The sequence below is a fragment of the Nocardia niigatensis NBRC 100131 genome (assembly GCF_000308655.1).
GTDB lineage: Bacteria > Actinomycetota > Actinomycetes > Mycobacteriales > Mycobacteriaceae > Nocardia > Nocardia niigatensis.
Window position 1 is genome coordinate 322,413 of record NZ_BAGC01000041.1, and the last position, 13,010, is coordinate 335,422.

Below are 13,010 nucleotides of genomic sequence, written 5' to 3' on the forward strand. Positions count from 1 at the left end.
CGCGAATGTCGGCGCGCGGACGGGTGCACCTCCCGCCACCGCGTGCCGGGCGGATTAAGCTGTCCGCCGTGCTCGAACCCGAAACCGCCGTCGCGCCCCACCCCGATATCGCCCACCTCGCCCCGCTGCTGGGCACCTGGCGCGGCCGCGGCCGCGGCGAGTACCCGACCATCGAACCGTTCGAGTACCTGGAGGAAGTGCACTTCGGCCACGTCGGCCGGCCCTTCCTCACCTACCGGCAGCGCACCCGCGCCGCCGACGGCAGCCGGCCCATGCACAGTGAGACGGGCTATCTGCGGGCCATCGGCGCCGACCGCGTCGAGCTGATCCTCGCCCACCCGACCGGCATCACCGAGATCTGCGAGGGCACCCTGGTGACCGAGGACGGCGAACTGCGCCTGGAACTCGAATCCACCGCCATCGGGCTGAGCAGCACCGCGAAATCGGTGACCGCCCTCGGCCGCAGCATCACCGTCGCGGGCGACACCCTCGCGTACTCGCTCCGCATGGCCGCGGTCGAGCAACCGCTGACCCACCACCTCGCGGCGACCATGCAGCGAGCGAACTGACAGTGAACTTCGCGTTCCCACCTCGCGCGTGACCTGCCGGACCGCCGGATAACCGGAGTGCGGCAGCACATTTGCGGGTTGCCTTCGGCATAAGTGACCGATTACCGTTTCTTCCATTGGCAAACAGTCAGCCAACCCTTAATGAGCACCGGATCACCGAAGCAGACCGTTCGGGTCTCCCGACTCATCCCCAAAACAAGGGAGAGGGATATGAAGCGCTCGGCCCTTTTGCTGGTCACCACCGCAGGAATGATCCTCGCCGGAGCGGGCGTCACCGAGATCATCGGCGATGCCTCCGCCGACGGACCACCGGTCAAGTTCCTAGCCGACCAGCACTTCGTCACCGACAGTCCCGGAGTGATCCAAGCCCTCGCCTGCACCCGCACCGACAGCGGCTACGGCGATCGCTGACCTGATCCGAATTCCGAAGCGGTAGTTCTCAATAGCCCGGTGGCAGGGTCGCCAGCATATCCCGCGTCACCGCCACCGCATTGTCCGAACTGCCGCCGCGCACCACCAGGGTCGCCCAGGCCAGATCACCGCGGTAGCCGATGAACCACGAGTGCGAACCGCCGTCCACCTCGGCCTCACCGGTCTTTCCGTACACCTCGCCCTGATCGACGATGCGCTCGGCCGTACCGCCGAGCACCACCTTGCGCATCATCAACCGCAGACCGTCGATGACCTCCGGCTTCAACTGCGGCCGACCACCCGACACCTGCGTCGGATGGCCCGCGATCAGATACGGCACCGGCGCCGAACCGTGCGCGACCGTCGCCGCCACCATCGCCATGCCGAACGGGCTGGCCAGCACCTTGCCCTGGCCGATGCCGTCCTCGGCGCGCTGCACCAGATCATCGTCGGGCGGCACCGAACCCGACACCGTCGGCAGGCCCGCCATCGTGTAATCCGGGCCCAGCCCCAGCGACGCCGCGGCCGTGCGCAGATCCTGACCGCCGAGCTCCGAGGCGAGCTTGGCGAACGAGGTGTTGCAGGACCGCTCGTAGGCGGTGGCCATCGGGACATTGCCGACACTGAACAGGTCGTAGTTGGGAATCGTGCGCTCCCCCACCACGATCTGGCTCGGGCACGGCACCACCGTGTCCGGGGTGGCATTGCCGGCGGTCATGGTCGCGGCCGCGGTCACCGTCTTGAAGGTCGAGCCCGGCGGATACAGGCCGGTCGCCGACACCGGGCCGTCGGCGTCGGCCGCCTCGTTCTGCGCGATGGCCAGCACCGCGCCCGTGGAGGGTTGCAGCACCACCATCATGGCCTGCTCGGTGCGGCCGTCCACCGCGCTCTGGGCGGCGTTCTGGATGTAGCGATCGACGCTGAGAGAGAAGGACGGGGAGGTCTGGGGATCGACCTCCTGCAGCACGTCGGTATCGACGCCATTGGCGTTCACGGTCACCACACTCCAGCCCGCCTTGCCGTCCACCTCGTCGATGACGGTCTTGCGGACCTGGGTCATGAGATCGGGGGCGAAGTGGCGATCGGTGGGGACCAGATCGAATTCCTTGTTGAAGGTGACCCCCGACAGACCCAGCAGCTGCGAATTCACCTGGCCGAACTCCCATTCCGAGAGCAGGGCCGCGGTGTAGGCGCCGTCGGCCTTGCGGGCCGCGCGCAGCAGCGCGTCCGGGGTGACGTGATCGTCGAAGCGGTGCAGGGCATTCGCCAGCGCGGCGGAGACACCGGTCGGGTCCGTGGACGCCGACGGTTTGAAGGTCACGCGGTACAGCGAGCCCGGCACCATCACATCGCTGCCCGAGCGCTCGTTCACCCGGGCTCGGGGCGCGGGAGTCGAACGCAGTTGCAGCGTCTGGGTATTGCCCAGCTGCGGGTGGATGTCCGCCGAGGACCAGCGCACCTGCCACTGCCCGTTGGCCCGGCCCATCTGCAGCTGGCCCTGGTAGGTCCAGACGCGATCCTTGGGCATATGCCACTCGTAGGTGTAGTCGACGATGGCGGTGTCACCGGTGACGCGGGCGGCGCCGGTGGAGGCCACCAGCTTCTCCGCCTGCAGCTGATCCCACGCCGAAGCCAGTGCGGCACCGGCCTTTTCGGGCTGGCTGGTGCGGTCGGCCGCCGCCTGCACGTCATGGTCGGCGAAGGCGGAGACAAAGGCCTCGGCCGCCTGCGAGGGGCCCTGCGGACCCGACGAGCAACCGGCCGCGAGCGCGACGGCCGGAAGGGCGACCGCGGCGGCGATCAGCGTGGTGAAGACCCGAGGAGACATCGGGTCAGATGCTAGAGCCAACTACCGGCAAACCGGTGCGACACACTGTAACGGAACGGATTTCACGTTCAGGTCCCGCTCCGCCTCCCCGCGCTCGAAATGGGACTCAATCCAGCAGCACGGTCGCAAAGGTGGCGACCTGACGGAAGCCCACCTTGCCGTACGCGCGGCGCGCAACATCGTTGTAGCAGTTGACATACAGGCTGGCCGTGCGCCCGGAGGAGACCACCACATTGGCCACCGCGGCGGTTCCGGCAGTGCCACAGCCCTGGCCGCGTTTGTCCGGATGGACCCATACGCCCTGGATCTGTCCGGTGCGTCGCGACAACGCGCCGACCTCGGCCTTGAAGACGACCTCGCCGTCCTCGAATCGCGCCCAGGCCCGGCCGGAATCGATGAGGCCCGACACCCGGCGTCGATAACTGCGCCCGCCGTCGCCCGTGCGCGGGTCGACGCCGATCTCCTCGGTGAACATGGCGACCGCCGCGACCAGGTACCGGTCGATCTCCTCAGGGCGCACCCGGCGCACCCGCAAATCCGGAGCGATACTCGCGGGCCGCTCCAGCGCGAGCAGCGGCTGATCCTCGCGCACCTCGCGCGGCGTCCCCCAGTGCTCGGCCAGCAACTCCCACAGCGGCAATGCCAGCTCACGACGGCCCACCACCGACGAGCACAGCCGCGGCCCCTTGATCGCGCGCTCCGCGAAGGCCCTCATATCGTCGCGACCACCGCGCAGCGGAATCAGATTCGCGCCCGAGAAGCACAGCGATTCCGCCGGCCCGCCCCGGGTCCACAGCTCGCCGTACACGCCACGCGGGTCCAGCCCGTACTCCTGCAGGCGCGCGGCGACCATACAGGTCGCCACCGGATCGGTGTCGAGCACACGCAGAACCTGCGTCAGATCGCGGTTCGCGAGCTGACGGGCCCCGGACGTCCGGCCCCGGCGAGTCGGCTCCAGCACACTCCGCACGCTGACAGCCTGCCAGAACTTCCGGCGCCGCGCCGCCCGATTGCCCCCAACCGCCGAGTCACCAGGCAAAACCCCAAACACCCCAACCCAATCCAACCTCTCGGTACTCAACTGCCCCGCGGGTAGCGCGGACAGCGAGGGGCCCCGGCCGCGGCGACGAGGCCGTGCGGTCCGGGCCGTGAGTGGGTGATCGGGTCAGCCCGCGGTGACTACCGGGGCGCCGGATTCGGTGGTGTCGCCCATTTCCTCGGCGAGGCGCATGGCCTCCTCGATGAGGGTCTCGACGATGAGGTGCTCGGGCACGGTCTTGATGACCTCGCCCTTGACGAAGATCTGGCCCTTGCCGTTGCCGGAGGCGACGCCGAGGTCGGCCTCGCGGGCCTCGCCCGGACCGTTGACGACGCAGCCCATGACGGCCACGCGCAGCGGAACCTCCATGCCCTCGAGGCCGGCGGTGACCTCGTTGGCGAGGGTGTAGACGTCGACCTGGGCGCGGCCGCAGGACGGGCAGGAGACGATCTCCAGCTTGCGGGGACGCAGGTTCAGCGACTGCAGGATCTGGGTGCCGACCTTGATCTCCTCGGCGGGCGGGGCCGAGAGGGAAACGCGGATGGTGTCGCCGATGCCCTCGCTCAGCAGCGCGCCGAACGCGACGGCGGACTTGATGGTGCCCTGGAAGGCCGGACCGGCCTCGGTCACACCCAGGTGCAGCGGGTAGTCACAGCGCGCGGCCAGCTGGCGGTAGGCCTCGACCATTACCACCGGGTCGTTGTGCTTGACCGAGATCTTGATGTCGCCGAAGCCGTGCTCCTCGAACAGGCCCGCCTCCCACAGCGCGGACTCGACCAGCGCCTCAGGGGTGGCCTTGCCGTACTTCTCGAGCATCCGCTTGTCGAGGGATCCGGCGTTGACGCCGATGCGGATCGGGATGCCCGCGTCACCGGCCGCCTTGGCGACCTCCTTGACGCGGCCGTCGAACTCCTTGATGTTGCCCGGGTTCACGCGCACCGCGGCACAGCCCGCGTCGATGGCGGCGAAGATGTAGCGCGGCTGGAAGTGGATGTCGGCGATCACGGGGATCTGCGACTTGCGGGCGATGGTGGCCAGTGCGTCCGCGTCCTCCTGACGCGGGCAGGCCACGCGCACGATGTCGCAGCCGGACGCGGTCAGCTCCGCGATCTGCTGCAGGGTGGCATTGACGTCATGGGTCTTGGTGGTGGTCATCGACTGAACCGAGACGGGGAACTCGCTCCCCACTCCGACATTGCCCACCATCAGCTGGCGCGTCTTGCGCCGTGGTGCGAGGACGGCCGCCGGTGCGGCCGGCATCCCCAATGCGATGGCACTGCTCACGATCGGCTGCCTACTTTCGACTAAGTCCTCACCCTTACCGGCTCCGAGCTTACCGAGGCTCAGTTACCGGTCGCCCTGTGACGGCGGCGACAAGGCTACCCGCGCCGACGGCAGGACCCGGAATCGGCCCGGGGCCTACAGTTCATATTCGTTGCGATCGACGCGAAGGTTTACGCTCCGAAAAGTGAAGGTAGCGAATCCAGATCCGTGGCCGGCGACCCCGGAAGAGGCGGTGGCACTACAAGATCGGCTGCGCACGCAGGTGATCGCCGCCAACCCCCGGCCACCGGAATTCCGGACGATTGCGGGGCTCGACTCGGCCTACGACGAGGACGGCAACGTAGTGGCCGCGATCGTAGTGCTCGATGCCACAACCCTGGAGACCGTCGAGGTCGCGACCGCCCACGGCACCACCGATTTCCCGTACGTGCCGGGCCTGCTCGCCTTCCGCGAACTCCCCACCACCCTCAGCGCCCTCGAAAACCTCACCGCCACACCGGATCTGTTCATCTGCGACTCCCAGGGCCTGGCCCACCCCCGCCGCTTCGGCTTCGCCTGCCACCTGGGCCTGCTGACCGGCGTGCCGACCCTCGGCGTCGCCAAGAACGCCTGGGGCGACTTCGAGGATCCCGGCCGTGAACGCGGCTGCTTTTCGGTCATCACCATCGACGGCGACCCGGTGGGCCGCGCCCTCCGCACCCGCACCGACGTCAAACCCGTTTACGTCTCCGTCGGCCACCTCATCGACCTGGACACCGCCTGCGCCCAGGTCCTCGCCTTGACCCCCGAATTCCGCCAGCCCGAAACCACCCGCCGCGCCGACCAGCTGTGCCGCCGGCTCCTGCGCGAAATCTCCACCGCGGGAACACCTTCGGTGGAGTGAAGGGCGGCGCCGCGGTCACATGCGCGCACCCTTGGCCAGGTTGCAGCCCCGGCACAGGATCTGGAGGTTGTCGACACTGGTCGCACCGCCTCGGCTCCAGGGAATGACGTGGTCGAACTCGAGGTACTCCTGGGCGCCGCACTGGGCACATTTCCCGGCGTCACGCTGCCAGACCTGGGCCTTCACGTCCTGCGGGATCGCGCGGGAGTCGCGTTGCCCCGGGGCGAGCACCAGGCGTTTGGCGATACGCAGCGCGCCCTCCAGTACGGCGGCGACGTATTCGGCGTCCCGTACCCGGTAGCTGCCGCCACCCCGGGCCGTGGTCGCGTCGATCACCACGGTGTCGTACTCGTGCCGGACGGACACGATCTTGGCCCACGCCAGTTCGCTCCCCGCGCCCGCGCCGATGAATCGCAGCTTCCGGCTGCTGCCGATCAGCCGGCCCGAGCTCTGCTTCGGACCGCTGGCCAGGTATCTGATCTGCTCCGCGTCGACGTCCACGTGCAGCAGCTCGTCCATCTCGAGGTGCAGATCGGGCCGGCTCACCCGGGGCAGGTCCCCGGCCCGCACCTGTGTGAGCGAGCGGCCCCGGAGCATCCGCTGCCGCAACCCGTGGACGAGCGCGTCCGCGGCCGACAGATCGACGACGGCCCGCAGCTCGGCCACGGTCCGGTCGAAGTCGTCCAGTTCCTCCTGGTCGATCTGGTTGTCGGCGAAGGCGAAGGCGACCATCCGCTCCAGGTGTGCGACGGCCAGCGGCCGCAGCGCCTCGCGCCCGGTGTCCTCGCTGACCAGATGGAACCGCAGCATCACCCACAGGTCGTCCCAGCGCGGGCCGCGGGGCCCGTCCGCGGTCAGTACCCGCCAGGCGTGACCCCGCCAGGTTTCCATGAATTGGTGGACCTCCCGCAGGCACCATTGGCACGGCGGCGTACCACCCATGCGACGCACCGCTCTCGGCCGGCCACAGCGCCCGCAGGTCGCCGGATCATCCTGTGGATGCTGCGGCCGGCGGTCCGCGGTCCAGGCCGTCCCGTTCCACCATTGCAGCTGGCCGGTGTGCTGCGACGCCACATACCAGCCGGGAGCCATGACGGGCGCCGGGGTCGGTGTGGCCGGTAGCGATGCGGGTGGTTGATCGTCGTCCACCGCGACGCCGAATTCCTCGGCGAGCCCACGCAATCCACTCGACCAGCCCTGTCCGACCGCGCGGAACTTCCAGCCACCGTCACGTCGATAGAACTCACCGAACACCATGGCCTGCACGGCTTCCGGGCTCGACACGCGGTAGTCGACCAGCCGGCGACCGGCGTCCTGAACGCTGACCGTCAGCGCGGGCACGTCCAGAAAGGTCCCGGCGGCGACGGATCCGGCGATCACCACACGATCCACTGCGGGCTCGATGTCGCTCAGCCGCACCGCCAGTCCGGCCCGCCGGGCCGTGATCTGTTCCAGCACAACGGTTCCGGAAGGATGGCGGGGCGCGTTGAAGAAGACGAAATCAGCGTCGGACCGGATCTTGCCCGTCGGGGCCAGCAGCAGAGCGTGCGGGTCGACTTCCCGATCGCCGTCCCATTCCAGCACCAGCGATACCGCCGATGCGGCCACGAGCGCATTCGCACCACGCGCCAACTCCACGACCCGAACCCCGTTCCACGTACCCAGTCGATCCCGAGCCACGCGCTGCGCCAGGAACTTCGGATTCGCGATCCCACCCGAGCCCAGTCGCGGCCTCGGCGAGCAAGATTACCCAGCGGCACCGACACCCGGCCGCGGACCGTTTCGATCCACCGCTGCCGGGTTGCGTTGAAAGCCTGGGGCTTTCGAACTCAGGGGAAGAGCTTGACGGGGTTCACGATGTCGGCGACCAAGGTGAGGACCATGTAGGCGCCACCCAGGACCACCACGACGTAGGTGGCGGGGAGGAGCTTCAGGTAGTCGACGGGGGCGCCGTCGGGGAGGCCCTTGCGGTTGCGGAAGAGGTTGCGGAACTTCTCGTAGATGACCACGGCCATGTGGCCGCCGTCGAGAGGAAGCAGCGGCAGCAGGTTGAAGGCGCCGAGGAAGAAGTTCAGGCTGGCGAGGGTGAGGACGAACATCGACCAGAGGCCGTGTTCGGCGGTTTCGCCGCCGATCTTGGAGGCGCCGTAGACGCTGACCGGGGTTTCCGGGTCGCGGGTACCGCCGGTGACGGCGTGCCACAGGTCCACGACCTTGGACGGCATCTGGGCCAGCGACTCGACTGTGCGGACCGCGATCTGTCCGGTGAAGACGCCCGCGGCGGGGATCGCGGCGAGGATGTTGTGCTGGACCGGCGCGTAGTAGTCCTGGCCGACACCGACCTTGGCCACCGTCTTCGGGGCGCCGTTCTTGTCGGTGTACACCGTCGCCATCTTGGGGGTGACCTGAATCGGCAGCGTCTTGCCGTCGCGCTCGACGGTGTATACGAAAGTGCCGGTCTGCTTCTCGGTCTGGGTACGGAATTCGTTCCAGGTCTTGATCGGGACGCCGGCGACCGCGATCACCCGGTCGCCGCGCTGCAGGCCGGCCAACTGGGCCGGGCCCTGCCCGGTGCAGGGCAGCAGCGACTGGTCGGGGGCCATATCGGCGACGCAGCTCATGGACCCGAGCTGGGTGGCCGGCGGCTGATCGAACCGGGGCAGCCCCCAGCCCACCGCGAGCAGCACGATGAGCAGATAGCCGATGAGGAAGTTCATCAGGATGCCGCCGGACATCACCAGCAGCCGCTTCCAGGTGGCCTGCCGGTACATGGCCCGGTCGAGCTCCTCGGGTTCGAGCTCGTCGAGGGCGGTCATGCCCGCGATATCGCAGAACCCGCCCAGCGGCAGCGCCTTGAGACCGTATTCGGTCTCACCGCGCCGCCACGAGAAGACCTTGGGGCCGAAACCGATGAAGTAGCGCCGCACCTTCATGCCGGTGGCCTGCGCGGTCCACATGTGGCCGCATTCGTGCAGGGCGACCGAGGCCGTGATCCCGAGGGCGAACAGTACGAAGCCGATCGCGTAGACCATCCGGTTCCGAGCCCTCCTGCTGTCAGCCGCGCACGATCGTGCGTGCGGTGTCGCGCGCCCACGTATCGGCCGCGAGCACCTCGTCCAAGCTACCGGGTTCGACGGCCCAGCGGTCGGCGGACTCCACGACGCGCCCGACGGTTCGCACGATGTCGGGGAATCGGATGAGCCCGTCGAGGAAGGCCTGCACGGCGATCTCGTTGGCGGCGTTGTAGACCGCGGTCACCGAGCCGCCCGCCTTACCGGCCTGCCGGGCCAGTTCGACGGCCGGGAACACCGTGTTGTCGACCGGCTCGAAGGTCCAGGTCGAGGCGGTGGAGAAGTCGCAGGCGGCGGCCGCGCCGGGCACCCGGTCCGGCCAGCCCAGGGCGAGCGCGATGGGCAGCTTCATGTCCGGCGGGCTGGCCTGGGCCAGGGTCGAGCCGTCGGTGAAGGTGACCATGGAGTGCACGATGGACTGCGGGTGCACGGTGACGTCGATGTCGTCGTAGCCGATGCCGAACAGCAGGTGCGTCTCGATCAGTTCAAGCCCCTTGTTCACCAGCGACGCCGAATTCAGGGTGTTCATCGGACCCATGGACCAGGTCGGATGCGTCTTGGCCTCGGACGGATTCACCGACTCCAGCATCTCGGTGGTCCAGCCGCGGAACGGCCCGCCGGAGGCGGTGAGCACCAGCTTGGCGACCTCCTCGGCGCGGCCGCCGCGCAGGCACTGGGCCAGCGCCGAATGCTCGGAGTCGACGGGCACGATCTGTCCCGGCTTGGCCGCCCGCGTCACCAGCGAGCCGCCCGCCACCAGAGATTCCTTGTTGGCGAGGGCGAGTCGCCGTCCCGATTCCAGGGTGGCGAGGGTGGGGCCCAGCCCGAGCGAGCCGACCAGCGCGTTGAGCACGACGTCCGCGTCGGTGCGCCGGACCAGCTCGGTCGCGGCGGCCGGGCCCGACAGCGCGACACCGAGTTTCGTGGCCGCCACCTCGTCGGCCACCGCCACATTGCTGGTGCCGGTGGCCGCGATCTGCTGTGCCAGCAGCTCCGTATTGCCACCGCGCGCCGCGAGACCCACCACCTCGAAGCGGTCGGGGTTGGCGGCGATCACCTCCAGTGCCTGCGTACCAATCGAACCGGTGCTGCCCAGCAGCAGAACTCTCACAACGTCGGACACGCGCCCATTGTCCCCTGCTCGGATCCCGAACCCGCGCCGCCCCGACGCCCCGCCCGCGCGACACGCCCCGATCGTCTCCGGGGTTTCCGTCGCCGACCCCCGCGAGCCACCAGAATTGTTCAAACCCCTGTTGGCTACGACAACGGGTCGTATGTCACGATATTGGCCAGCAATCGATTCGAGCCGTAAAGGAGCCACAGTGGCCGCCACGGAACTGGAACCCGCGCACCCCTCTGAGGTTGTCACCAAGGTCGACACCGCCGAGGTTCCGTCCGCCGCGTGGGGCTGGAGCGGCGAGTCGCGCCGTACCGCTCGCGCCGCCGGGTGGGTCGTCATCGTGATCCTGCTGGCCATGCTGTTCGAGAACCAGCAGGGCAGCTCGTCGGGCACGGGCAATATCGGTTACATCTTCCTGGTGCTGTTCGCGTTGGGCCTCGCGTTCATGCTGATCCGCGACTCCATCGTGTCGCGGCGCCCGCGCTAGGCACGACACGAAATCCCTTGCCCCACGGACACGTCCGTGGGGCATTCGGGTTTTGTCGGCCCCTTCCGGCACACTCGCCACGTCACAACGACGTACTAGTAACCGGAGAGATCCTCATGCGCAAGATGCTGCCGTCCGCCCTGCTCGCCGTGGCCGCCACCGCCGCCCTGCTGGCACTGCCGACCGGCACCGCTGCAGCCCAGTCCGCTGCCTGCAGCGCCGCGACCGATCTGATCAACGCCGCAATCGACCAGTACCCCAACGGTATCGACAACGACGGGCAGAAGGCACTGGCCACCAAGCTGCTCGGCATCGCCGCCAATGGTGCGGACAAGGCGGCCATCGCCGCCTTCGCCACCGCGCTGATCGATGACAACGTGACCGATCTGAGCGACGCCATCGACTCGTTCAACGCGTCCTGCTCCTAACATCGCGGTAGTACCCCGATACCGATTCGGGCCGGATCGCTTGGGAGCGATCCGGCCCGAATTCTGTTGTGGCGCAGTGACTCAGCCGGCGGCCGGGGTGGAGTCCGGCGCATTCAGGCGGTTGAACAGGCCGATGCCGACCGCGATGGCGGCGGGCACGCCGGTCGCGACCAGACCAGCCGCGGCGCCCAGCGGGATGCCGATCGCGGCGCCCGCGACACAGCCCGCGATGCCGGTCGGCACCGACATGATCACGACACCGGCGACCGCGCCGCCCACCGCGCCGATGGCACAGCCGGCCACGCCACCGACGACGGTGCCCATCAGGGTGCCCATGGAGCTGGCGATGCCGAACTGGTTGACCGCGGCGCCGAACGCGGCATCCTGGTCGGCCTGGCTGGCGACGTCCTTGACCACGGGAGCCGGGAGGGCCGGGGCCGGGAGGGCGGCGGCCGGGTCCATGTTCGGGGTGAGGGTGGCGGTGTTGCCGTCGATCGTGGCGGCGACCGGGTGGGCGACGTCACCGGTGATGACGCTGAGCGGGAACTGGGTGACCAGGCCGCCGTTGTTGTCGCGCACCTGGAACTGGCCGTCCTGAGTGGTCAGCGAGCCCGCGTCGGTCTTCAGCACCACCGAAGCACCCTCGATCTTGGTGTCCCAGTGGATGCCGGGAGCGGCGGGGGCTACGGCGGCGGCGGGATCGGCATAGGCGGTACCGGCGGAGACGCCGAGAGCCGCGATGGCGAGGGCCGAGGTGGCGGCAAACTTCTTGAAACGCATTACTTCTCGTCGCTTTCTTGAACGGGCGCTTCCCTCCTGGGAGCGAGGTCCTCATCGAGCACCCGAACCAAGATAAGTCAGCAAATGTTGCCTACTTGTTGCCAAACCGTAGCGAGAACACTTCTTAAAGTATGTTTTGCGTAAAGATGGTGTTCGCTGCAGATCAGAGAAGTGATCCAGGCAACCTTCCGTTACACAACGAGGCCCGCCTCACACCCAAGTTTCAGAGCATTCGGCGGGCCTGCGACGCGAAGCGACGAGTTACTGGTTGGCCGGATCGTTGACGCGCTGAGCGAAGCCGATGCCGACGATGATGGCGGCCGGCACACCGGTCAGGACCAGCCCGGCCGCGGCGCCGAGCGGAATGCCGATGGCCGCGCCGGCCAGGCACCCGAGCACCGGCCCGAATCCGGCCGCCTCGAGTACCGGCAGGCTCAGCGTCGCACCGCCGATGATGCCGACGACGCAGCCGATGCCGGCGCCGACGATGGTGCCGACCAGCGTTCCGACGGCGGTGATCAGGCCGAACTGGGTGGAGGCGGCGGAGACCGCGTCGTCGAACGCCTGCTGCTTCACGACGTTGTGCAGCATGGCGCTGGGCCGCGCGGTGGACGGATCCGTGCTCGGGGTGAGGACCGCGCGCAGGCCGTCGACGGCCGCGTCGATCGGATACTCGAGGTCGCCGAGGGTGTAGCTCAGCGGGAAACCGGTGACAACGTTGCCCTGATCGTCGCGGACCTGGAACTGATCATCGGCGGTGGTGAGCGACCCGGCGTCGGTCTCGACGACCACGGAGTCGCCCTCCACCTTCGCGTTCCAATGAATGGACGGAAGCACCTGGCCGACACCCTGATTGATGCCGTCGATGACCGAGGGGATCACCGGGGACGGGGCGGGGGCCGGATCGGCGTGCACGGTTCCGGCGGTCATACCGAGGGCAGCGACGACGAGAGCAGAGGTGGCGGCAAGTTTGCTGAACTGCATGGCTTCTGGCCTTCCGACGGGTTTACTTCCACCGGTCGAGGCCCATAGATGGAAGTGGACGCGATATCGAGCATGCTGGTCGAACGTCCACATAGAATCTACTGAGAAATAGCCAGATCTGTTCCT

13 protein-coding genes are annotated in these 13,010 nt (G+C 68.5%); 5 read left to right on the forward strand and 8 right to left on the reverse strand.

The features are described from left to right. The first annotated feature begins 5 nt into the window (after positions 1–5). A complete protein-coding gene (locus ON33_RS16545) occupies positions 6–569 on the forward strand; it encodes a peroxynitrite isomerase (protein ID WP_083869009.1) in 564 nt (187 codons plus the stop codon). A gap of 210 nt (positions 570–779) precedes the next feature. Next, positions 780–980, forward strand: a complete 201-nt coding sequence (locus ON33_RS16550) for a hypothetical protein (RefSeq protein ID WP_040859782.1) — start codon at positions 780–782, stop codon at positions 978–980. A gap of 28 nt (positions 981–1,008) precedes the next feature. Here ON33_RS16550 and ON33_RS16555 read toward each other — a convergent pair whose 3' ends face one another. The 3 genes from ON33_RS16555 to ispG all read right to left on the reverse strand — a co-directional run bounded on the left by ON33_RS16555 (position 1,009) and on the right by ispG (position 5,107). Continuing rightward, complete coding sequence (locus ON33_RS16555) at positions 1,009–2,808, reverse strand: penicillin-binding transpeptidase domain-containing protein (RefSeq protein ID WP_040859783.1); 1,800 nt, start codon at positions 2,806–2,808, stop codon at positions 1,009–1,011. Between the two features lie 106 nt (positions 2,809–2,914). After that, positions 2,915–3,778, reverse strand: a complete 864-nt coding sequence (locus ON33_RS16560; RefSeq protein WP_245550554.1) for a GNAT family N-acetyltransferase — start codon at positions 3,776–3,778, stop codon at positions 2,915–2,917. Between the two features lie 195 nt (positions 3,779–3,973). After that, the gene (gene ispG, locus ON33_RS16565; RefSeq protein WP_373281039.1) at positions 3,974–5,107 is read right to left on the reverse strand and encodes a flavodoxin-dependent (E)-4-hydroxy-3-methylbut-2-enyl-diphosphate synthase; all 1,134 of its coding nucleotides are present in this window, start codon (positions 5,105–5,107) and stop codon (positions 3,974–3,976) included. Positions 5,108–5,363: 256 nt separating this feature from the next. Between ispG and ON33_RS16570 the strand changes: the two genes are divergently transcribed. Further along, positions 5,364–6,014, forward strand: a complete 651-nt coding sequence (locus ON33_RS16570) for an endonuclease V (protein ID WP_245550555.1) — start codon at positions 5,364–5,366, stop codon at positions 6,012–6,014. Between the two features lie 15 nt (positions 6,015–6,029). On the opposite strand, the gene ON33_RS16575 is transcribed toward ON33_RS16570, so the two are convergent. From ON33_RS16575 to dxr, 3 genes are all read right to left on the reverse strand, one after another. Further along, the gene (locus tag ON33_RS16575; RefSeq protein ID WP_040859786.1) at positions 6,030–7,652 is read right to left on the reverse strand and encodes a TerD family protein; all 1,623 of its coding nucleotides are present in this window, start codon (positions 7,650–7,652) and stop codon (positions 6,030–6,032) included. A gap of 191 nt (positions 7,653–7,843) precedes the next feature. Next, positions 7,844–9,046 carry a M50 family metallopeptidase gene (locus ON33_RS16580; RefSeq protein WP_040859787.1) on the reverse strand — a complete coding sequence of 401 codons (1,203 nt, stop codon included), beginning with the start codon at positions 9,044–9,046 and terminating at the stop codon, positions 7,844–7,846. Between the two features lie 22 nt (positions 9,047–9,068). Next, entirely contained in the window at positions 9,069–10,208 is a 1,140-nt protein-coding gene (gene dxr, locus ON33_RS16585) for a 1-deoxy-D-xylulose-5-phosphate reductoisomerase (protein WP_040859788.1), read from the reverse strand. 199 nt (positions 10,209–10,407) lie between these two features. On the opposite strand from dxr, the gene ON33_RS16590 reads away from it, so the two are divergent. Then, positions 10,408–10,692, forward strand: coding sequence for a DUF2631 domain-containing protein (locus tag ON33_RS16590; protein ID WP_040859789.1), 285 nt, complete (start codon positions 10,408–10,410; stop codon positions 10,690–10,692). Positions 10,693–10,808: 116 nt separating this feature from the next. Then, complete coding sequence (locus ON33_RS16595; RefSeq protein ID WP_040859790.1) at positions 10,809–11,120, forward strand: hypothetical protein; 312 nt, start codon at positions 10,809–10,811, stop codon at positions 11,118–11,120. Positions 11,121–11,201: 81 nt separating this feature from the next. On the opposite strand, the gene ON33_RS16600 is transcribed toward ON33_RS16595, so the two are convergent. Continuing rightward, positions 11,202–11,900 (reverse strand): DUF8020 domain-containing protein, encoded by a 699-nt coding sequence (locus ON33_RS16600; RefSeq protein WP_051152325.1) that lies wholly within the window; start codon positions 11,898–11,900, stop codon positions 11,202–11,204. Between the two features lie 261 nt (positions 11,901–12,161). Next, on the reverse strand, positions 12,162–12,884 hold the full coding sequence (locus ON33_RS16605) for a DUF8020 domain-containing protein (protein WP_051152326.1): 723 nt from the start codon (positions 12,882–12,884) through the stop codon (positions 12,162–12,164). Positions 12,885–13,010 lie beyond the last annotated feature (126 nt).

Excerpts from the sequence above, each read along its gene's own strand:
- ON33_RS16545 (WP_083869009.1), top strand. The coding sequence starts at position 6 with ATGTCGGCGCGCGGACGGGTGCACCTCCCGCCACCGCGTGCCGGGCGG.
- ON33_RS16550 (WP_040859782.1), top strand. The coding sequence starts at position 780 with ATGAAGCGCTCGGCCCTTTTGCTGGTCACCACCGCAGGAATGATCCTC.
- ON33_RS16555 (WP_040859783.1), bottom strand. The coding sequence starts at position 2,808 with ATGTCTCCTCGGGTCTTCACCACGCTGATCGCCGCCGCGGTCGCCCTT.
- ispG (WP_373281039.1), bottom strand. The coding sequence starts at position 5,107 with ATGCCGGCCGCACCGGCGGCCGTCCTCGCACCACGGCGCAAGACGCGC.
- ON33_RS16580 (WP_040859787.1), bottom strand. The coding sequence starts at position 9,046 with ATGGTCTACGCGATCGGCTTCGTACTGTTCGCCCTCGGGATCACGGCC.
- ON33_RS16595 (WP_040859790.1), top strand. The coding sequence starts at position 10,809 with ATGCGCAAGATGCTGCCGTCCGCCCTGCTCGCCGTGGCCGCCACCGCC.
- ON33_RS16600 (WP_051152325.1), bottom strand. The coding sequence starts at position 11,900 with ATGCGTTTCAAGAAGTTTGCCGCCACCTCGGCCCTCGCCATCGCGGCT.
- ON33_RS16605 (WP_051152326.1), bottom strand. The coding sequence starts at position 12,884 with ATGCAGTTCAGCAAACTTGCCGCCACCTCTGCTCTCGTCGTCGCTGCC.